Source organism: Ruegeria sp. P8, from assembly GCF_056534665.1.
Map to the genome: position 1 here is coordinate 190,973 of NZ_JBQERC010000005.1, position 19,946 is coordinate 210,918.

A 19,946-nucleotide genomic window follows, 5' to 3' on the forward strand; every position below is an offset into this window, starting at 1 on the left:
CGCGGGGTGAGGTCACAGATGACAGACACGCTTGACGAAATCATGGCCCGACATGATGCGCTGGTTGCGTGCGGGTGCAATTGTTGCGAAGGCGACTATTGCGCCTATGCCGACCGCCAGAACCGGGACACAGCAACCGCTGAAGAAGCCCGCACACAAGGCACCGCCCATCAACGCAAGTCGTTGCGATATATCTTTGAAACTGTGCGAAGCGGCAGGGGATAGCAGCGCAGCAGTTTGGGCTGCGCTGTTGCAAGGTTCAGAAATCCACCCCGCGCTGGGCTTTGATTCCCGCCTGGAACGGGTGTTTTTCTTCGGTCATCTCGGTGACCAGATCTGCATAATCACGCAGCGCCTGCGGTGCGTCACGGCCTGTCAGGAACACACTCGTCTTGTCCGAACGCGCGTTCAGCCCGTCTATCACCTGCTCGACCGAGAGATATTCATAGCGAAGCGCGATGTTGATCTCGTCCAGAACCACCAGATCGTATTCGCCACTTGCCATAAGGGCGCAAGCCTTGTCGAAGGCGGCGTTGGCGGCTGCAATGTCGCGCTCGCGGTCTTGTGTGTCCCAGGTAAACCCCTCACCCATCGTGTGCCAGGTGACCAGATCACGTTCTTCGAAGAAACGGCGCTCGCCGGTTTTCCACTTGCCCTTGATGAACTGCACCACGGCGACCTTCTGACCCCAACCAAGCGCGCGGATGACCACGCCAAAGGCCGCAGATGACTTGCCTTTGCCCTTGCCGGTATTGATCAGAACAAGGCCGCGTTCGGGGTCGACGGCCTCGGACACTTTCTTGCGGTGCTGGGCCTGCACCTTTTGCATCTTTTCCTTGTGATCCTGCGCGTCGCTCATTGGGGAACCTCTTTGATTGTCCGGCCCAACCTAGGGAAAGAATGCAAAAGGTAAAGTCACGCTTTGGGGTCCGTGACAGAACGCGCCTTGCCACGCTCAAGCCCCAGCTGGTGTTCGCGCCAGATCACAACAACATTGCCTGCGATCACCAATGCGGCCCCGATCAGGATCGCAACGGTGGGCAATTCATCAAACGCGAAATAACCGATCACAATCGCAAAAAGCATTGTTGCATAGTCATAAGGTGCCAGCATCGATGCTTGTCCAAACCGATACGAGGACGTGACCAAGATCTGTGCAACTCCGCCAATTAGCCCCATGGTGATCAGTATTAGAGCCTGATTCAGGGTAGGCATTGTCCATCCCCAGATCGCCGTCAGGGCCGAAAGCAGCGTCGCTGTCAGCGAGAAATAGAACACGATTGCAGCAGGGTGATCGACCTTGACCAGTTGGCGGATGTGGATCTGCACGAAGGCCCGGGCAAAGGTCGCGCCCAGTACGCATAGCGCTCCGATGGTTGCAGCCGTTTCCATCTGAGTGCTGCCAAGCCGGGGCCAGATCATGATCATCACGCCAAGCAACCCAAGTGCCACGGCACCGATGCGAATCATGCGGATGCGCTCGCCCAGCATCACAGCGGCCAAAATCAGGGTGAAGATCGGCGTGGCGTAACCGATTGCGGTGACTTCGGGCAGCGGCAACAGGCTAAGGCCGGTGAATGTCAGCCCCATGGCGCTGGTCCCCAGAACACCGCGCCAGAAATGCCCCATGGGTTTCTTGACGACAAAGCCTTGCGCCAGCTCTCGGCGCGCGGTCAGCCACAGAATTATGACCGGAATAGCAAACAGGGACCGGAAGAACACCAATTGGCCCGGCGGGAATTCGTCAGATAAGGCTTTGACCAGGGCCGACATCGACGTGAAAAGGAACAGCGCGCCAAGCTTCAGCGCCACAGCCAGCAAAGGTCGATGCGATGTTAAGGGTTTTGTCATCGGCGCGACCCTGCGCCTTTGCAGAAAAAAGATCAACGGGGTGGATCAGGTGATGGTCCACGACTTCGGTATCGATGCGCCGATTTCCGCTGCAAAATCCTCAAGGAACTGAAACATTCGGCCTGCCCTTACCTGCGCAATCTGCTTGCCTGCATCCGTCAGCATGTCGTCCGGCAGGGTCAGCAGCTTAACCTTCCAGTGATCAATCGAATACCGCAGATCGTCCAGCGGGCGCGCTTCTGCGAATGGATCAGCCGGATCATAGAGAACACGCCCCAAAGCACCTGATACAGAAAATGTGCGCGCAATCCCGATGGCCCCCAAGGCGTCAAGGCGATCCGCATCCCTCAGAATTCGGGCCTCGAGCGTTTCGGGTGGGATATTGGCCGAGAAGCTATGGGCCGCTATCGCATGTTGCGCGGCCTGAACCTGATCGTCGGAAAAGCCCAGTTTTGCCAGAATAGGCCCTGATTCAGCAGCTGACCGGCGTGAGGCAAACAGTCGGTTCGGGTCATTCTTGGGTAGGTTGACCAGATCATGAAGATAACAGGCTGCCAACAGGACGGGGATGTCCACCTGAGCGTCTGCAATGGCCTGAGCATTGGTCCAAACACGATCCAGATGGGCCAGGTCATGGGCCGGATCAGTTTCCATGCGTTGCGCGACAATGGCACGCAAACGCGCGCGCAGATCAGCCGATCCGTCCACGGTTTTCTCCGATCTGACCACGGTGCAGCAGTAGGTGGTCCAGGATGACACAAGCCATCATCGCCTCACCGACAGGGACAGCGCGGATGCCAACACAGGGGTCATGACGGCCCTTGGTGATGATCTCGGTCTCTTCACCGGATTTTGTAATGGTTTTGCGGGTGGTCAGGATCGAAGAGGTCGGTTTTACCGCAAAGCGCACGACAATGTCCTGCCCGGTCGAGATGCCGCCCAGAATCCCACCTGCGTGGTTTGAGCTGTATTGCGGACCATTCTGACCCATGAAGATTTCGTCGGCGTTGGCTTCGCCAGTCAGTTCGGCGGCAGCCATGCCTTCGCCGATCTCGACACCTTTGACAGCGTTGATCGACATCATCGCAGCCGCAAGATCAGTGTCTAACTTGGCGTATATCGGCGCCCCAAGCCCTGCGGGGACACCGCGTGCCACAACCTCGACCACGGCCCCGACCGAGTTGCCGGATTTGCGCAGGTCATCCAGATAGGTCGCCCAATCCCCGGCCGCCTGTTCATCAGGCGCCCAGAACGGGTTCTGTTCAATCTGCGCCCAGTCGAATTTGGCGCGGTCGATCTTGTGCGGACCGATCTGGGTCATGTAGCCGGTGATCTGCACATTCGGCGCAATCTGCCGGATGGCCTCGCGCGCCAGTCCACCCGCGGCCACGCGCGACGCGGTTTCCCGGGCTGAACTGCGCCCACCCCCGCGATAATCGCGGATGCCGTATTTCTGCCAGTAGGTGATATCGGCATGGCCCGGACGGAACTTGTCCATGATGTCGCCGTAGTCTTTCGAGCGCTGATCGGTGTTTTCGATCATCAGTTGCACGGGCGTGCCTGTAGTTTGGCCTTCGAACACGCCAGAAAGGATCTTGACCTGATCCGGTTCGCGCCGCTGCGTTGTGAACTTGTTTTGCCCCGGTTTGCGCTTGTCCAGCCAGTGCTGGATCATCGCCTCGTCAATCGCAACGCCCGGCGGGCAACCGTCGACAGTGGCGCCCAAGGCGGGCCCATGGCTTTCACCCCAGGTGGTGACGCGGAAAAGATGGCCAAAGCTGTTCATCGACATGGGGCGTGCTCCTTTGCGGATCGTGATTAGCGGGCAAGGCCCCCGGCCTCAAGCGGATTTGGCCGTTGACGGTTTGAACGCCGCCCGTCGGGCGGCGCATTTTTGAGTATTTTCGAAAAGATGAAGATCAGACGGCCTGCGCGACTTTCGCACGGGTTTCCGAGATCATCAGCGCGGCCTGAGCCGCTTCGCGCCCTTTTTGTACGAAATGGTCGCGGTAGATCGCATTGTGATGATCAGTTTCCTGATATTGGTGCGGGGTCAGTGAGACCGAAAGGACAGGAACCCCTGTATCAAGCCCGGCGCGCATCAGACCATCGACCACGGCCTGCGCAACGAAATCGTGCCTGTAGATGCCGCCATCAACGACAAAGGCAGCGCAGGCGACGGCGGCATAGCGCCCGGTCCGGGCCAGATCACGGGCCAGCAGGGGCATCTCGAACGCGCCGGGAACGTCGTAGACATCGACTTGTTCCGAGGGGACGAGTTCGAGGAAGCCGTCGAGCGCGCGGTCAACAATATCGGAATGCCAGTTGGCTTTTACAAAAGCATAGCGGGTGTGTGTCATCATGATCTCCTTTCAGTTTGGTGGCCTGCTGGCAGTCGCGAGAACCGGTTCCCACTTTTAGCTGCCAGCCCGGCATGACACGTCACCCAAGGCGATCACGAGCAGGAGCGCCGGTTCACCGGCGCGGCTTGCACGTTCTCTTTCATCCGGACTTTGACCGTCGGCTCTGGCGTCTCACCAGATCTGCTGACACCCCGAAAACCGGGGCCGCTCGCGGGCTTACGGGTCGTGGCCCGCATACCGCCGGTGGGGAATTCCACCCCGCCCTGAGAACGAGGCGGACCTTGCCAAGAACTGTCCGACGCTGCAAGAGATTTGACAGGAGGACACTCATGCACCCTAACCCCGTTTTTCGCGCCGAGGATCGTGCGCGTCATGTTGAATTCGCCCGCGACCGGGCGTTTGGCGTTCTGGCACTCTCTGCGGAAGAGGGCCCGTTATTAAGTCATGTCCCGTTTTTGTTGTCCGAAGACGGATCAATGGCTGACCTGCATCTTGTGCGCTCGAACCCTATCGTGCGTGCGCTGCACGAACCGCAGCGCGCAAAGATCGCGGTGCAGGGGCCGGATGCATATATTTCGCCCGATTGGTACGGGGTCGAAGATCAGGTTCCGACATGGAATTATGTCGCCGTACACCTGATCGGAAAGCTTGAGCTACGCCCGCAGGACGAGTTGCGTGACGTACTTGACCGCCAATCTGCATTCTATGAAAAGCGGCTGCTGCCCAAGGCCCCATGGGTCACGGGAAAAATGTCCTCGGACGCGCTGAACAAGATGATGCGCATGATCGTTCCGTGCCGCATGCAGGTTGAAGATATTCAGGGCACGTGGAAGCTTGGTCAAAACAAACCCGAAGGTGCGCGAAATGCTGCCGCTGATCAGGTGTCCTCTGGCTTTGGCAGTGAAATCGCCCGGCTGGCCGCCTTGATGCACAAGGCTTAACCAGCATCAGGCGTCGGGTTTACTGGGGGCTGAAGGTCGCCAGATAAGCGGCGATATCGTCTGCACCGGTCTTGAGTTTGACGCTCATGTTCGGACGGGCAGTTTCGTCATCCAGAAATTCCTTGATGAAGCCGATCGGATCCTGCGCATAAGCAACGATGTTTTCCTCGGTCCAGACCAGACCCGCTTCGCCGGCACGGATCATGTCATCCGTGAACATGCCGATCGGCAGGCGCTCGCTGCCATAGCGATAATCGTTTTCGGACCCGGCCACGCGACCGACGACGCCATACAGATTCGGGCCGGTGATTCCACCTTTGACCAGAACTTCACCATCCTTGATGATCGCATGACACGAAGAACAACGGTTATATATCGCCTCACCTTTCGCGGGGTCGCCCGCGGCAAGGGTCTGAGAGGGCAGGGCCATTGTGCACAAGGCAGCGGCCAGAATGATCTTTGACATTGGGGTCTCCTTGCAGGAGTTCGCACGCCTTTTGCGCTGTCCTTTATTCGCGCGGAAAGTGCAACAGGTGAGGCGCGTGCAATTTGTAATTTAAATCATCTATTTAGCGAGTATGTTTTTGCTGAAAACAATCTCCGTTTCGAAGTCTTGATTATGTACCTTTTGGGCGCAAATCAGCGGCACCCAGGACAGGCTTCAAATACCCAACCCGGGTGGCGGAAGGCGGGGTGCGAAAGCGAATCAATGACGCATGAATCGAAGTTGCCGACAAAGTCGCACGCGAGATTCACCAAAAAACACTCTCCGCAGCTGCTGGAAACGACACATGCGGCGTATTGCGCGTTTATGAACGCTGGACGAACACTATTCTCCCCGATAGTAAGCGCGGTTAAGACACCGCATTCGTGCGGTGCGCGAGCTATTTGCCCGTCCGCGGGCGCCAGACAATCGGAGATAACCTCGTGTCCCACGCAGAAGACCACGAAGGCACCCGCAGAGATTTCCTGTACTACGTCGCTGGCGGCGCAGGTGTCGTTGCAACGGGTGCAGCCGTATGGCCCCTGATCAACCAAATGAACCCATCGGCAGACGTTCAGGCGCTGTCCTCGATCCGTGTGGATGTGAGCGGTGTTGAGCCGGGTACGCAGCTGACCGTCAAATGGTTGGGAAAACCCGTCTTTGTCCGTCACCGCACCGGTGCCGAGATTCAGGAAGCTCAGAAACAGGACGCCGAAGGTGTTGATGCGCTGCCCGATCCGCTGGCCCGCAACTTTAACCTGAGCGCCGATGCCCCTGCAACCGACGCAAACCGTGTGATGCCGTCGCCGGAAGGCGAAGCGCCGGGTGCATGGGTCGTCCAGATGGGTGTTTGCACCCACCTCGGCTGTGTGCCTTTGGGTGATGCAGGCGACTTCGGTGGCTGGTTCTGCCCTTGCCACGGTTCACACTACGACCTTGCCGGTCGTATCCGCAAAGGCCCCGCGCCTGAGAACCTGCCCATTCCGCCCGCAGAGTGGGTGGACAACGGCACAATCAAACTCGGCTAAGGGAGACCCAAACTTATGTCCGGAATTCCCCACGATCATTACGAGCCGAAGACAAACGGCGAGAAATGGCTGAACAGCCGCCTGCCGATTGTTGGCCTGCTGTATGACACCCTCATGATCCCAACCCCCAAGAACCTGAACTGGTGGTGGATCTGGGGCATCGTTCTGGCGTTCTGCCTGGCGCTGCAAATTGTCACCGGTATCATTCTGGTGATGCACTATACGCCGCATGTCGACATGGCATTTGCCAGCATCGAACACATCATGCGCAACGTAAATGGCGGTTACTTCATCCGCTACCTGCACATGAACGGCGCGTCGCTGTTCTTTGTTGCGGTCTACATCCACATCTTCCGTGGCTTGTTCTACGGCTCATACAAAGCCCCGCGCGAGATCACGTGGATCGTCGGTATGCTGATCTACCTGATGATGATGGGCACGGCCTTCATGGGCTATGTTCTTCCATGGGGTCAGATGTCCTTCTGGGGTGCGACTGTGATCACCGGTCTGTTTGGTGCCATTCCGTTTGTGGGTGACGCGATCCAGACCTGGCTGCTGGGCGGACCCGCGGTGGATAACGCCACGCTGAACCGCTTCTTCTCGCTGCATTACCTGCTGCCGTTCATCATCGCGGCTTTGGTCGTGGTACACATCTGGGCCTTCCACACCACGGGCAACAACAACCCCACAGGTGTTGAAGTGCGTCGCGGCTCGAAGGACGAGGCGAAGAAAGACACGCTGCCGTTCTGGCCGTATTTCGTGATCAAGGACCTGTTCGCGCTGGCCGTGATCCTGGTCGTGTTCTGGGCCGTTGTCGGTTTCATGCCGAACTATCTGGGCCACCCGGACAACTACATCGAAGCCAACCCGCTGGCGACACCCGCACATATCGTTCCTGAATGGTACTTCCTGCCGTTCTACGCGATCCTGCGTGCCTTTACCGGTGAAGTCTGGGTTGTTCAGTTTGCCAGCTTCATCACCGGTGGTATCGTTGACGCCAAGTTCTTCGGTGTTCTGGCGATGTTTGGTGCGATCCTGGCCATGGCGCTGGCGCCCTGGCTGGACACGTCGAGCGTGCGTTCGGGCAAGTACCGTCCGATGTTGAAATGGTGGTTCTACCTGCTGATCATCGACTTCTTCGCCCTGATGTGGCTGGGTGCGATGCCTGCGGAAGAACCCTATGCGACCTTCTCGCTGATCGCATCGGCCTACTGGTTCGCCTATTTCTTCGTGATCCTGCCGATCCTTGGTGTGATCGAGAAACCTCTGGCCCAGCCCGAGACTATCGAAGAAGACTTCAACGCGCATTATGGCAAGGCTGACGCCGACGCCACGCCGGCCGAGTAAGAAGAGGGACCGGAAACATGTTCAAGAAACTTGCAATCGGCGCCGCGTTTGCTCTGGCCCTGACCCCTGCTGCTTCCATTGCAGCAGGTGGTGGTGAGCAGCATATCGAAGATTTCGCCTTCTCGTTCGAAGGCCCGTTCGGCACCTGGGATCAGCATCAGCTGCAACGCGGCCTGCAGATCTATACCGAGGTCTGCGCGGCTTGCCACGGTCTGCAATACGTGCCGCTGCGCGATCTGGAAGCGCTGGGTTACTCGGAAGAAGAAGTCATCGCATACGCTGCTGGCAACTTCGAAGTCTTCGACCCCGAGCTGGACGATTTCCGCCCGGCGATCCCCACCGATCACTTCCCGGCCAATACCGGCGTCGGCGCTCCGGACCTGAGCTTGATGGCAAAGGCACGTGCTGGCTTCCACGGGCCTTATGGTCTGGGCATCAACCAGCTGGTCAAAGGCATGGGTGGCCCGGAATACATCGCCTCGCTGCTACACGGCTACACTGGCCACGAAAAAGAAGAAGCGGGTGCAGTGCTCTACGAAAACACCGCCTTCCCCGGCGGCTGGATTTCGATGGCGCCTCCGCTGGCTGACGAGCAGGTCGAGTTCGCGGACGGGCACTCGAACACGGTTGAGCATATGGCCGAGGACGTTGCCGCATTCCTGATGTGGGCGGCCGAGCCAAAGCTGACAGACCGCAAGAACGCAGGCTTTGTCGGTGTCATCTTCCTGACCGTTCTGTCGGTGCTGCTGTACCTGGTCAACAAGCGCCTCTGGGCACCGCACAAGGGCAAACTCCGCAAGGAAGATTGATCCGATCCGTCCTACCGGATTTTACTAATTCAGCCCCCGCGCCGTCAGGTTGCGGGGGTTTTCTTTTTCCAAGCCTCCATCAGCGCGCGCTTATTTGACCGAAATAAGCGCCGGGTCAATGGATTGGACAGCTTCACAGGCGCACATCAGCCACAACGGCTGATCAACTGCCGTTTGTCTGAAACACGGAGTCACGACAATGAAACTTCCTATTCTTTTTGCCTCAATTCTATTTGCAACGCCGGTATTGGCACTGGATCTCGCACCCGATGCCGAGCTTGGAAAATCCGAAGCCGAAATTCGGCAAACTCTGACAGGCATGGGATTCGATGTCCGCAAAATCGAGACGGAAGACGGCAAGATCGAAGCCTATGTCGTCAAGGATGGTAAACTGGCCGAGGTTTACGTTGATCCCGCAAGCGGTAAAGTCGTCAAGATTGAGGATCAGTAACCAGAATGTCTGAAACAGAATTGATGCATCGTGGGCGCACAGGCGCCCACGACGTTCAGGTCTGGGATCCTTTGGTCCGGCTGGTTCACTGGGTCGTAGTCTTGTGCGTTCTGATCAATGCGGGGATATCAAATCCCGAGGGCGCGTTCCACGAATATGTGGGCTATGTCGTGCTGGCTTTGGTCTTGTTGCGGTTGCTTTGGGGGTTAACGGGTCCGGCTTTTGCCAGGTTTGCAGCCTTCCCTTTCAGCCCCCGTTCGGCACTCAACCACCTGCGCGACATGGGGCGTGGTGACCAAAGCGTGCACCTTTCACACAACCCTCTGGGGGCCTTAATGGTCTATAACCTCTGGGCGACACTGCTGGCTTTGTGTGTGACAGGGTTCATGATGGGGACGGTTCGGTTCTTTGGCATCGAATGGGTCGAAGATCTGCACGAACTGGCCTTCAACTGGCTGATGCTGTCTGTTCTGCTGCATGTTGCCGGGGTTGTCATTGATCAGAGGCGAACAGGTGTCGCTTTGGCAAAAGCTATGATAACAGGGCGGAAGAATATACCTGAGGATTGGTCAACCAAATGATCAAATGGATCAGCAGCCATTGGCGGCCCGGCGATGCAGACGCTCACCGGGCTGTACTTATGTCGATAATGATCGTTGTTCAGGTACTTTGCGTGGTGTTTTACCTTGGCGACGTCGCCCTGGATTTGAAGGAAGGTGAGGGGCCTTCCCATGTAAGTCTTGAGGCTTTTGTCGCATTTGTTCTGCTTGCCGGAATTGTTTTTTTCATGATTGAACTTCGACGCCTGCTGGCAAGGGTGGAACAGACCAAGCTTGGCCTACAGGCCGCGCAGGGTGAAATGAGCGTGGTCATCAACACGTTTTTCGACCGTTGGGGGCTCACCGCTGCCGAGCGAGACGTGGGTCTTTTGGTTCTGAAAGGGCTGGATAACGAAAACATCGCGCGCATCCGGGGACGGGCCGTCGGAACCGTGCGCGCGCAGACCGCCTCGATCTATGCCAAGGCCGGGGTTGATGGGCGTGCGCAACTGATAAGCGTATTCATGGAAGAATTGCTTGCCGCAGATGGTGAGGCTGCGGACCTTCAGACAACCAAACTGTGATCATTCGCCCCAATGGCTCGGGCGGTTACGATCTGACCTTCGGGCTGAGGTGCATTGAACGTAACTTCGGTGAATTGTTCGGTCCGCCCCATATGCGGGTTCTCCATCAGGATCCGATGGGTTTTGCCGATCTGTTCTGACAGGTGTTTCCTGACCTGAACGTCCCCAGCCGCACGCAGACGGGCGGCGCGATCCTTAATTACATTCCCGTTCACCTGCTGCGGGATGCGGGCTGCTGGAGTGCCTTCGCGTTTCGAATATGGGAAGACATGCAGCCAGGTCAGTTCGCAATCGGTAACCAGCTTCAGCGAGTTCTCGAAATGCTGTTCGGTCTCGGTCGGGAAACCTGCGATGATGTCGGCACCAAAGGTCATGTCGGGGCGAAGTTTTCGGGCCTCTTCGGTAAACCGAATGGCATCGTCGCGCAGGTGGCGGCGTTTCATGCGCTTCAGGATCAGATCGTCGCCATGCTGAAGCGACAGGTGCAGATGCGGCATCAGGCGTGGTTCGGTTGCGATGGCCTGCATCAGATTCTCGTCCACTTCGATCGAGTCGATCGAACTGATCCGCAGACGGGCCAAATCCGGCACCAGCTTCAGGATGCGCATCACCAGATCGCCCAGTTTGGGCTGTGCAGGCAGATCGGCCCCCCATGAGGTCAGGTCGACGCCAGTCAGCACCACCTCATGATAGCCCCGATCCACCAGCCGCTTGATCTGATCCACCACAACACCGGCAGGCACGCTGCGGGAATTGCCCCGGCCATAGGGAATGATGCAAAAGGTACAGCGGTGATCGCAGCCGTTCTGAACCTGCACATAAGCGCGTGAGCGTGTGCCAAACCCGTCGATCAGGTGCCCGGCCGTTTCGGTGACAGACATAATGTCATCGACCTGAACGGCCTCGGTCTCGCCGATAAAGTCGGCGGCCATGCCTTTCCAGGTTTCTGGTCGCATCTTTTCCGTGTTGCCGATCACCGCATCGACCTCGGCCATCTGCGCGAAGGTGTCGGGTTCTGTCTGGGCGGCGCACCCGGTAACAATCAGCCGGGCGTTCGGATTTTCACGACGCAGTTTCCGGATCTCCTGTCGCGCTTTGCGCACAGCCTCAGCTGTGACGGCACAGGTGTTTATCACCACGGCATCCGTCAGTCCGGCTTGTTGCGACAGCTCTTTCATCGCCTCGGTTTCATAGGCGTTCAGGCGGCAACCCAATGTGGTGAATTTAGGCGGGTTCATCCCAGCGTCCCTAAGAACTCGGGCGACAACGTGCCCGAGAAGACGTGACAGGTTGACCCGGTCATCCAGACACCATCCTCGCGCCAGTCAACCCACAGGGTTCCCCCATCCAGATCAATCTGCACCTTTCGCCCCGTCAGTCTACGCCGCGCCGCAGCCACCGCGGTTGCACAGGATGACGACCCTGATGCCAGGGTGATGCCCACGCCCCGTTCCCACACCCGCATGCGGATGTGATCCGGACCCACAACCTGAGCCACTTGCACATTGGTGCGCTCGGGATACAAAGGATGGTGTTCATAGCGCGCGCCGAACTCGGCCAAGGGAATCGCCTCGGCGTTTTCAACAAAGAACGTGCAGTGCGGATTGCCCATACCCGTCGCTGTCGGGGTTCCCTCGATGGGCAGTTCCAGCGTGTCCATCTCTTCAGCCAGCGGAATTTCGTGCCATTCCAACTGAGGAAGACCCATATTGACCGAGGTCAGCCCATCACCTGCGTCCTGCGCAAAAAGCGTTCCACGTTCGGTTGTCAACGTCAGCTGGGTTTTGCCCGTCTCATCCATCAACATTCGTGCGATGCATCTTGTGGCGTTGCCACACGCCGCCGAAGTTGATCCATCCGAATTATAAAACACCAGATGCGCGTCCGCCGCACCGTTTTCGATTACGGCCAGCTGATCGAATCCCACACCAAAATGCCGATGCCCGATTCCTCGGGCCAGAGCCGGGGTAATCGAAACATCCTGCATGCGCGCGTCAACGACGACGAAGTCATTTCCCAGCCCATGCATCTTAACAAAGGGCAATCCGGTATCGAGTTTCTGTTGCATGGCGGCGATATAGCGTCGGTCGGAACATGAATCCACCCTGTCGCGTCGAATCGTGAAAAAAGGGGTTGACCCCCCTGCGCCACCTGCCTAAGTAGGCCGCCTATCGGGTCGCCGGAAACACAGGTTGTTTCAGCGAAACGAGGCGCAAATTAAGGGCTTGAACCCGGTTGGGAAATTGCCGTAAAGAGCGCCACGGATCGAGAAGATCCAATAAAAGAGTGGGCCGTTAGCTCAGTTGGTAGAGCAACTGACTTTTAATCAGTGGGTCGCAGGTTCGAATCCTGCACGGCTCACCACTTTTTTCAATAAAAACAACATCCTGTAAGGCATCTGGCCTCCACTTAAAGTATAGTAACTCCATATGGAGGCCAAATCCGGGGCCAGCGATATTTTCAGGCCGTGTTTTGATTAAGCATCGCCCTAGCCTCATCGGCAGCGGAGCGCCTGGCATACTTCGCATATTTCTGGGTCTGCTGCAGGGTGGCATGACCTAGCAGGAACGAAACTTTATCCAAGGGCATCCCGTTATTCAGGAGGCGGGTGGCATAAGAAAACTAACATCGTGGAACCATGCATGGTTTATCGAAGGGCGGCTGAACACCCAACCCTGAAACTCGCACCATTTTTGCCTGGGGAAGGCTCCGAGCCTTAGGTTTGCTATCAATTGTGGGCGCAAATTATGAGGTTGCTCCGAGGTCAACGTCTGCTGGGTTAGATCAGCCCCCTAAGCCGACAATCCCACCTACAGACACGAAGACAAAGCCCAATATGGTGTTCACGTCGACATAATATCCGTGGATCGCACCTCTGAGGCGCGTGCTTTTCATTTAATGGTCTCACGGCCTCCAGCCGCTCGACTAAGAATCCAGTCGATACCGCGGAGATAGTCTTCAATTGTTAGGGGATTGTTTGCTCCGCTGGATGCGGAGAGCACAAACCCGTGCGCATAGTCGATCAGCAAGTGAACAAGAACATCGCCGCCATCGCTGTATTCAAGCTGGTCCGTGCTGGCCTTCAGGTCCGCCGCCACGTCTGTCAAATCCGCGCTCATCAGCTTAACATCCTCAAGGATCGCGCGCAAAAGGTTGGCGTTCTTCAAGGCATACCCATAGTAGGTCGCCATGATGCTTCGGGCCCGCTCGACCGGCGTGCCCCCCTTCACGCCATCCAGGACGCCGGCGAATGCGTATTCCACCAGATCGGACAGAAGCTGTTTCTTGCTGCCGGCGTGATAGGCCACCGCCATCGGGGTGACCCCAAGGCGATCCGCAAGCATGCGAAACGACAGCGCGTCAACGCCCTTGTCCTGGACGATCGGCAAGGCAGTCTTCACGATCAGTTGTTTCGAAAGACGCTGAGCGGCCTTCGGCGGCCGCCCGGGTAAAGACGCCTTTGTCACGCGGCTTTCAGCCTGTAATCGAGGTCCACCAGACCCGAGGGAAAGCTGTTGACCGACACCAGTTCCAGATCGACGTCGCCCTTGGTCTCGCCAAATATCCGGATGCCCTCACCGATCAGGATGGGAACAAGGGTGATCCGCATGTCTTCCACCAGCCCGGCCTTCAGGAACGAGCGAATGATCGCGCCGCCATCCACATAGACGCGGTTGAAACCTCGTGCCTCAAAGCTTGCCATCAAGTCTTCGGGTGCCATGTCTGACACCTCCACTTTGTCGCGCAGATCGTCTGGGATGTCGTCGGCGTTCATCGTCCGACTGAGAACCACAACCGGTTTGGCATAGGGCCAGGCTCCGAAACCGCGCACCGTCCGATAAGAGCCCGAGCCCATTACGATCACATCGACACTGTCCTGAAAGGCAACAAAGCCGTGATCTTCATCCTCGGTCGGTTGCTTTTCTAACCAATCCAACCGGTGATCGGGCCGCGCGACAAAGCCGTCCAGGCTCATCGCCATCATGATATGTCCTGTGGGCAAATTCGGAGTCTCCTGCAGTGTATTTATACATCGTATAATAATTTCTGGTAGAATACTCAAGAGAGGGTCTTTTCAGGCTTCGCCGAGAAGCCAGTTCGAGAAAGCCTTCACTGCTTCACTCGAAGCAGCGCTGTGGGGTTGAACCAGAAAATATCCGTAATCGGACAAATCGATCTCGGACAATCGAAAAAGCCGTTCCGCCTTAAGGTCATCCCGAACCAGATCATCCATCAAAGCGATCCCTTGCCCGTCGATGACGGCCTGAACTCGGACATTCGGGTCCGGCACGATCAACACATCCCGCCGTGATTGCGTGGGCAGATCTGCGGCGTTCAGCCAATCGGACCAGGCGGTGCTGTCATCGCGATCTCTAAGCAGGGTCAGATGCGGTATCGCGGCTTGCATGCCCAGCCTGTTGACCAGGTCTGCGACGGCCCGATTGCCCACTGGAAAGGGCGGCATGGACATGAACGGTGTCACGATGCCGTCTTTCCAGTTCCCGTTGCCCCATCGGATTGTCAGACCCACTCCCTGCAATTCATGTGCCGAGAATTCGATCATCGGCTGAATGCGAAGCTGCACATCAGGGTGGCTTTGCATGAAGGTCATCAGACGTGGCGACAGCCAGCGCGCCGCGAAATAGGTCGAAACACCAACTGTCAGAGAGAGGGTCGAGACCCCCTTCAAGACCTGAATTTCGGTTTCGATCTCTTCGTATCGGCTCTGGCAGATCGCCAATAGCTTCAACCCTTCTCCGGTCAGAGTGACGCCGCGCGGAGTGCGCTGGAACAGGCTCATCCCCAGATCGGCCTCAAGCGTTTTGATCTGATAGCTGATCGCGCCTTTCGTCATATTAAGTGCCACAGCCGCCATCGAAAAGCTGGAATGACGTGCGATCTCGGCAAAAAGCCTCAGCAGATCATGGTGATGAAAGCGGGCAGTCATAAAGATGAGTATAAATTATTTGAACGTAGCGGACAGAAAATTTCGATTTTCAAACATATTTTTAAACCCAAAAACTTCAATCAGTCTTACAAAGCGAAGAGATCGCGTTGGAACCTTTAAACGCAACATCAGGCATGTCAGCACCTCAGGGTCGCCGCAGCAGCGCGCGCAGGGGTCGTCTGTCCCGTCACAACGCGCCATGCGAGAGCCCGCCGTTCACTGGCCGCAAGATACCTGCATACGAATTGCTAGATGAAACGGCATTGGCCCGCATCGAAGATCAGGCCGACTGGATATTGGACAAGATCGGTGTCGAGTTCCGTGGGGACCAAACGGCGCTGGATCTCTTCGCAAAAGCGGGCGCGCGGGTCGAATTTGAACGTGTAAGGTTTGAGCCGGGCCATGTTCGCGCGCTGTGTGCCACGGCTCCGGCTGAGTTTCAGCTACATGCCCGCGATCCGGCCAAGACCGTGACACTTGGCGGCGACAAAGTTGTGCTGATGCCCGGATATGGCTCGCCGTTTGTCAGCGACCTGGCAAAGGGTCGGCGCTATGCGACGCTGGAGGATTTCCGCAATTTCGTGAAACTGGCCTATCTTGCGCCCACCATGCACCATTCGGGGGGCACGGTTGTCGAGCCGACAGATGTTCCGGTGAACAAGCGGCATCTGGACATGATGCAGGCGCATCTGACGCTGTCGACCAAGCCCTTCATGGGCTCTGTCACTGCACCTGAGCGCGCGCGCGACAGTATCGAAATGGCCCGCCTCGTCTTCGGCCGCGACGCCATGGAACACCACGCAGTGATGCAGGCCAATATCAACGCCAACTCGCCGCTGATCTATGATGACACCATGTCTTCGGCCCTGCGCATCTATGCAGAAGCCGGCCAATGCGTTTGTGTGTCGCCCGCGATTTTTGCCGGTGCCATGGGGCCACTTTCCCCGGCTGCGGTGGCGGCACAGACGCTGGCCGAAGCCATGGTTGGCATCGCTCTTGCGCAACTTGTGCGCCCCGGTTGTCCTGTGGTCTTCGGTTCGTTCCACTCGACAATGAATCTGCGCACCGGCGCGCTGACATTTGGCTCGCCCGAGGCGAACATGACCACCATGGCGCTTTCGCAACTGGGTCGAAGGCTGGGCGTGCCGGTGCGCTCTGGCGGGGGGCAGATCACCGCGTCCAACGCACCGGACGGGCAGGCGATGCAGGACAGCACCGGCGCGATGTGGTCCACGCTGCTCTCTGGTGCGCATCAGGTCTGGCATGCAGCGGGCTGGCTCGAGGGCGGGCTTGTGATGTCTTATGAGAAATTCATCATGGACCTCGACCATTGCGGCGCGATGCTGAAGCTCTTGCAAGGTTTCGATACCGATAACGAGGCCTTTGGCCGGGATGCCTACTATGAGACGGATCTGGGCGAGAACTTTCTGTCGACCAGTCACACCCTGCGCCACTACACGACGGCGAATTTTGAGCCACAGATATCTGACGCCGGCCCGTTCGAGACCTGGTCTGAAAATGGCGCGCTGACCGCTGATCAACGCGCCACCTCGCGATGGCAAAAGATGTTGGACGACTATCAACAACCCGAAATGAAACCCGACATCCGAGTCGCGCTTGAGGACTTCGTATCCGAGCGCAAGGCACAGATGCCGGACGAATGGTACTAGAAAGGAACACCCATGACCGAAGAACTCAGCCGCACATCCGCCCTTGCTTCCCGCCACACGGCACTCGGCTCGGGGCTGGAGGATTGGAATGGGATGGGCACCGCCTGGACCTACAACACCGATCCGGGCGACGAACACGATGCGGTCCGCGAGCGCGCGGGCATGTTTGATATGTCACCCTTGAAAAAGGTCTTCGTGCGTGGTCCTCACGCTCAGGCGGTACTCGATCACCTGACTTCACGCGATCTGTCAAAGGTCAAACCGGGAAAGGCGGTCTATCTATGCGTTCTGACTGATCAGGGAGGCATCGCCGACGACGCGATCGTGTCAAACAACGGCGGCGACGAATGGATGATCGTGCATGGTTCGGGCGACACGATGGCGCTCTTGCAGGCTTCGGCGGAGGGGCGCGATGTTGAGGTGCAGTTCACCGATGATCTGCATGATCTGTCGGTTCAGGGACCTGCGTCGCTGGATATTCTAAACGCGCATACGGATATCGACCTGAGCACTCTGTCCTATTTCGAGCACGCGCCAGCAACGCTCTTCGGCCATTCTTGCCGCATCTCACGCACCGGATACTCTGGTGAACGCGGCTACGAGATTTTCGCGGGTGGCTCGGTGATCACCGACATCTGGGACAAACTGGTCGAGGCAGGTGTAATGCCCTGTTCCTTCACTGCGCTCGACAAGGTGCGCATCGAAGCGGGCCTGCTGTTCTACGGCTACGACATGACCGAGGACAACACCCCGTGGGAGGTTGGTCTGGGCTTCACGGTGAGCAGCACCAAGGGTGATTTCCGCGGCAAATCGGCGGTCATGGCGGCGAAAGGCGCTGAGAAGGTCAACAACGTTTGCCTCGACATCGACCACCCGGACATGGTCGAAGGCGGTGAAGCCCTGATGCTAGACGGTCGACGCGTCGGCACCATCAACAGCCCCTGCTATTCGCACCGGATGGGCAAATCTCTTGCCCTCGCCCATGTTCAGCCCGGACTTTCAATCGGGACCACGCTGAGCGTCTCGGCAAATGGTCTCAACACTAGCGCCGCAATTGTGTCCAAACCTATTTATGACCCCAACAAAACGCACACTCACGAATAGAATGGCATCGGCACCGGCCCAATCCTGCCGTTCGACCTTAGTCCTGAATTCTGCGGTTGCAGCCCGCTTTCCGTACATTCGCCGCAAGCGCGAACTCCGGGCCTCGTCGAACTCACAGATTGCGGACAAAGGGAACTTTCACCGGGCAGGTGCCAAGGTCTGCTTCCGGATTTCTTTAAGATTTTCGAGCGTTTCTTCTTTGGCTGAATAAGGAGGCGATTGCGGCTTCAAAAAAACACTAATGTCGGCGATCTCGCTTATGCCAGCGTCGATACAGGCGTCCTTTGAAATATCTACTTGCCACGCCACAGCAACCAATACGTGACACCAAACGCCAGACCGAGTCCAGAATACCCAACGAAATAAAGCGGCTCCAGGTCCGTCGTATCGAGTGTAATGACCTTTCTGGCAACGGCCATCAGGGCAGTTGCAACTACCAGCTTCACATGTATGACATCGGCCGTCAGGTAGAGCGTGACATTCGTGTAAATCTCGATAGCGATCAGCACAACAAGCGCGGCCGCAAAAACCTCCAACAGAACACTGACGTCAAGAATCAGGGCCGGTGGACTTACAAGCTTGATGTAGAACGAGTAACCGGCGTCGATGACGGCAAATCCGATCACAACGACCATGAACAAAGACATCACCCGAACGGCGTGTCGAATGAGCCGATTGCAGCTTCTGACAATCAGATCCTAATGGTCAGGGTCAAGCTCGACATGCGCTTGCGCATTGCGTTGCATCTGATCGGCCATCAAGACCTCCCTATTTTCGACGTTTCATAAAAAGTTCTTCAGCCAAACGTCAGCGCCCTCTGGGCAAGACGACCTGAGCCTGCAAACGCAAGCGAACGCCTTCGGCACCCACTTCGGGCGCTTCGAGCCAATAGCCCGCCCCCGCTTGCAGATTGACCGGCAGCGCCCCCCATTGGACCAGCTTGGAGACCGAAGCGTTTATAGGCACAGCCCAGGCATCAGTTTCCCAGTCATAGGCGCTTTCGCTTTGCAGCGAATAGGTCCACGCGCCTTCGGTGGAATAAGCAAGAAAGGGCTGGACAAAACTCACATTCGTGGGGGTGTCGGGGTTGCTTTCTAGATCCCACAGATGATTGGCCAGCGCACCATAGGTCCACGGACCGGTCTGTCGCAGTGCAATGCCGGTGATCCCAGCAGCCCATGTATCACTCGATACGTCGCTAAAGGTTGGAAAGCGCACAACGGGACCCACGCCCCACGTTATGTCCCCGGTTCCGATTGGCGAGAACCACGCAGAGAAAAGGATATCTCCGAACCCCTCCTGGCGTGTGCCCGGCACAACGTCTTCCTGCCAGATGTAAGGAATGATAGTTCGGGTGATCAGGTTAAGGTCATCGTTCAGTTGAAAGGGCACGACTGGTTGAAAGTTCAGCGTGGTGCGCGAGCCCTGATCAGAGACGCCCAGATTTTCATCATGGTTCAATTGAAACGGAACCGAGACGATTGCCGCAAGCGGGTTGGCCAGTTCCTGGGCCAGATCGGATGCCTCGTCTGCAACGGTTGTGGTTCCGGCACTGGCTGCAAAGAGCAGCCCCATAAGAGTATGGGATCGACGCATAGCCGTGTACTCCTTTTGAAATGCAGGTTGGGCGAGTGGCCTAGTTGATCGGCTCCAACTTCGGGAAGGTCCAATTGCCGTTCAGGATTGCATCCTCCGGCTCATAAAGGCGGATCGCATAGTTCCAGCCCGAAGTGATCTGGACGTGTCGCGGTTTGATGCCGCTCCTTTGATAGCATTTATTGCAACAAAGGAGACGAACTATGGGACTGAAACGGACGGACGAATTCC

At 57.3% G+C, this 19,946-nt stretch carries 23 protein-coding genes, 1 tRNA gene, 1 pseudogene and 1 riboswitch; of the genes and pseudogenes, 11 read left to right on the plus strand and 14 right to left on the minus strand.

The window, feature by feature from the left end:
• Window positions 1–18: 18 nt before the first annotated feature.
• A complete protein-coding gene (locus ACR0BZ_RS09690) occupies window positions 19–225 on the plus strand; it encodes a hypothetical protein (RefSeq protein ID WP_267363171.1) in 207 nt (68 codons plus the stop codon).
• Window positions 226–259: 34 nt separating this feature from the next.
• Here the strand turns inward: ACR0BZ_RS09690 and cobO are convergent, their stop codons facing one another.
• The 5 genes from cobO to ACR0BZ_RS09715 form a co-directional block, all read right to left on the minus strand.
• Window positions 260–859, minus strand: coding sequence for a cob(I)yrinic acid a,c-diamide adenosyltransferase (gene cobO / locus ACR0BZ_RS09695; protein WP_480474573.1), 600 nt, complete (start codon window positions 857–859; stop codon window positions 260–262).
• A gap of 56 nt (window positions 860–915) precedes the next feature.
• Entirely contained in the window at window positions 916–1,851 is a 936-nt protein-coding gene (locus tag ACR0BZ_RS09700; RefSeq protein WP_480482758.1) for a DMT family transporter, read from the minus strand.
• Window positions 1,852–1,896: 45 nt separating this feature from the next.
• Window positions 1,897–2,559: an HD domain-containing protein gene (locus tag ACR0BZ_RS09705; RefSeq protein ID WP_480920115.1), complete on the minus strand. Its 663-nt coding sequence runs from the start codon at window positions 2,557–2,559 to the stop codon at window positions 1,897–1,899.
• On the minus strand, window positions 2,543–3,643 hold the full coding sequence (gene aroC / locus ACR0BZ_RS09710) for a chorismate synthase (RefSeq protein ID WP_480482762.1): 1,101 nt from the start codon (window positions 3,641–3,643) through the stop codon (window positions 2,543–2,545). The genes ACR0BZ_RS09705 and aroC overlap by 17 nt, the downstream gene beginning before the upstream one ends.
• Window positions 3,644–3,770: 127 nt before the next feature.
• Window positions 3,771–4,211 (minus strand): 6,7-dimethyl-8-ribityllumazine synthase, encoded by a 441-nt coding sequence (locus tag ACR0BZ_RS09715; RefSeq protein WP_267363178.1) that lies wholly within the window; start codon window positions 4,209–4,211, stop codon window positions 3,771–3,773.
• Window positions 4,212–4,341: 130 nt separating this feature from the next.
• Window positions 4,342–4,489, minus strand: a riboswitch (FMN riboswitch).
• 54 nt (window positions 4,490–4,543) lie between these two features.
• Here ACR0BZ_RS09715 and ACR0BZ_RS09720 point away from each other — a divergent pair.
• Entirely contained in the window at window positions 4,544–5,155 is a 612-nt protein-coding gene (locus ACR0BZ_RS09720; protein WP_480487825.1) for an FMN-binding negative transcriptional regulator, read from the plus strand.
• A 19-nt stretch (window positions 5,156–5,174) separates the two neighbouring features.
• Here ACR0BZ_RS09720 and ACR0BZ_RS09725 read toward each other — a convergent pair whose 3' ends face one another.
• Entirely contained in the window at window positions 5,175–5,621 is a 447-nt protein-coding gene (locus ACR0BZ_RS09725) for a c-type cytochrome (protein ID WP_480482769.1), read from the minus strand.
• Window positions 5,622–6,082: 461 nt separating this feature from the next.
• Between ACR0BZ_RS09725 and petA the strand changes: the two genes are divergently transcribed.
• The 6 genes from petA to ACR0BZ_RS09755 all read left to right on the plus strand — a co-directional run bounded on the left by petA (window position 6,083) and on the right by ACR0BZ_RS09755 (window position 10,397).
• Window positions 6,083–6,667: a ubiquinol-cytochrome c reductase iron-sulfur subunit gene (gene petA, locus ACR0BZ_RS09730; RefSeq protein WP_267363183.1), complete on the plus strand. Its 585-nt coding sequence runs from the start codon at window positions 6,083–6,085 to the stop codon at window positions 6,665–6,667.
• A gap of 15 nt (window positions 6,668–6,682) precedes the next feature.
• Complete coding sequence (petB, locus tag ACR0BZ_RS09735; RefSeq protein WP_267363184.1) at window positions 6,683–8,014, plus strand: cytochrome b; 1,332 nt, start codon at window positions 6,683–6,685, stop codon at window positions 8,012–8,014.
• A gap of 17 nt (window positions 8,015–8,031) precedes the next feature.
• Window positions 8,032–8,823 (plus strand): cytochrome c1, encoded by a 792-nt coding sequence (locus ACR0BZ_RS09740; RefSeq protein WP_480482771.1) that lies wholly within the window; start codon window positions 8,032–8,034, stop codon window positions 8,821–8,823.
• Between the two features lie 199 nt (window positions 8,824–9,022).
• On the plus strand, window positions 9,023–9,274 hold the full coding sequence (locus ACR0BZ_RS09745) for a PepSY domain-containing protein (RefSeq protein ID WP_480506915.1): 252 nt from the start codon (window positions 9,023–9,025) through the stop codon (window positions 9,272–9,274).
• Window positions 9,275–9,279: 5 nt separating this feature from the next.
• Entirely contained in the window at window positions 9,280–9,855 is a 576-nt protein-coding gene (locus ACR0BZ_RS09750; RefSeq protein ID WP_480482775.1) for a cytochrome b/b6 domain-containing protein, read from the plus strand.
• Entirely contained in the window at window positions 9,852–10,397 is a 546-nt protein-coding gene (locus ACR0BZ_RS09755; protein WP_480920116.1) for a helix-turn-helix transcriptional regulator, read from the plus strand. Before ACR0BZ_RS09750 ends, ACR0BZ_RS09755 begins: the two co-directional genes overlap by 4 nt.
• On the opposite strand, the gene mtaB is transcribed toward ACR0BZ_RS09755, so the two are convergent.
• Together mtaB and dapF are read right to left on the minus strand one after the other, a co-directional pair.
• Window positions 10,379–11,635 carry a tRNA (N(6)-L-threonylcarbamoyladenosine(37)-C(2))-methylthiotransferase MtaB gene (gene mtaB / locus ACR0BZ_RS09760; RefSeq protein ID WP_480920117.1) on the minus strand — a complete coding sequence of 419 codons (1,257 nt, stop codon included), beginning with the start codon at window positions 11,633–11,635 and terminating at the stop codon, window positions 10,379–10,381. The genes ACR0BZ_RS09755 and mtaB overlap by 19 nt on opposite strands.
• Complete coding sequence (gene dapF / locus ACR0BZ_RS09765) at window positions 11,632–12,465, minus strand: diaminopimelate epimerase (protein WP_480920118.1); 834 nt, start codon at window positions 12,463–12,465, stop codon at window positions 11,632–11,634. The genes mtaB and dapF overlap by 4 nt, the downstream gene beginning before the upstream one ends.
• A gap of 220 nt (window positions 12,466–12,685) precedes the next feature.
• Between dapF and ACR0BZ_RS09770 the strand changes: the two genes are divergently transcribed.
• Window positions 12,686–12,761, plus strand: a tRNA-Lys gene (locus ACR0BZ_RS09770).
• 96 nt (window positions 12,762–12,857) lie between these two features.
• Here ACR0BZ_RS09770 and ACR0BZ_RS09775 read toward each other — a convergent pair.
• The 4 genes and pseudogenes from ACR0BZ_RS09775 to ACR0BZ_RS09790 form a co-directional block, all read right to left on the minus strand.
• Window positions 12,858–13,004 (minus strand): annotated as a pseudogene (locus tag ACR0BZ_RS09775) (hypothetical protein); the annotation flags it as partial.
• 284 nt (window positions 13,005–13,288) lie between these two features.
• Window positions 13,289–13,798: a TetR/AcrR family transcriptional regulator gene (locus tag ACR0BZ_RS09780; RefSeq protein WP_480528870.1), complete on the minus strand. Its 510-nt coding sequence runs from the start codon at window positions 13,796–13,798 to the stop codon at window positions 13,289–13,291.
• A gap of 62 nt (window positions 13,799–13,860) precedes the next feature.
• Entirely contained in the window at window positions 13,861–14,400 is a 540-nt protein-coding gene (locus ACR0BZ_RS09785; RefSeq protein WP_480556440.1) for a dihydrofolate reductase family protein, read from the minus strand.
• A 72-nt stretch (window positions 14,401–14,472) separates the two neighbouring features.
• Window positions 14,473–15,345 carry a LysR substrate-binding domain-containing protein gene (locus ACR0BZ_RS09790; protein ID WP_480487819.1) on the minus strand — a complete coding sequence of 291 codons (873 nt, stop codon included), beginning with the start codon at window positions 15,343–15,345 and terminating at the stop codon, window positions 14,473–14,475.
• A gap of 134 nt (window positions 15,346–15,479) precedes the next feature.
• Here ACR0BZ_RS09790 and ACR0BZ_RS09795 point away from each other — a divergent pair, with 134 nt between their 5' ends.
• Window positions 15,480–17,015, plus strand: coding sequence for a trimethylamine methyltransferase family protein (locus tag ACR0BZ_RS09795; RefSeq protein WP_480920119.1), 1,536 nt, complete (start codon window positions 15,480–15,482; stop codon window positions 17,013–17,015).
• Between the two features lie 12 nt (window positions 17,016–17,027).
• On the plus strand, window positions 17,028–18,119 hold the full coding sequence (locus ACR0BZ_RS09800) for an aminomethyl transferase family protein (RefSeq protein ID WP_480920120.1): 1,092 nt from the start codon (window positions 17,028–17,030) through the stop codon (window positions 18,117–18,119).
• A gap of 293 nt (window positions 18,120–18,412) precedes the next feature.
• Here the strand turns inward: ACR0BZ_RS09800 and ACR0BZ_RS09805 are convergent, their stop codons facing one another.
• Together ACR0BZ_RS09805 and ACR0BZ_RS09810 are read right to left on the minus strand one after the other, a co-directional pair.
• Window positions 18,413–18,766: a phosphate-starvation-inducible PsiE family protein gene (locus ACR0BZ_RS09805; protein WP_170738391.1), complete on the minus strand. Its 354-nt coding sequence runs from the start codon at window positions 18,764–18,766 to the stop codon at window positions 18,413–18,415.
• Between the two features lie 160 nt (window positions 18,767–18,926).
• Window positions 18,927–19,715 (minus strand): transporter, encoded by a 789-nt coding sequence (locus tag ACR0BZ_RS09810; protein WP_170400928.1) that lies wholly within the window; start codon window positions 19,713–19,715, stop codon window positions 18,927–18,929.
• Window positions 19,716–19,946 lie beyond the last annotated feature (231 nt).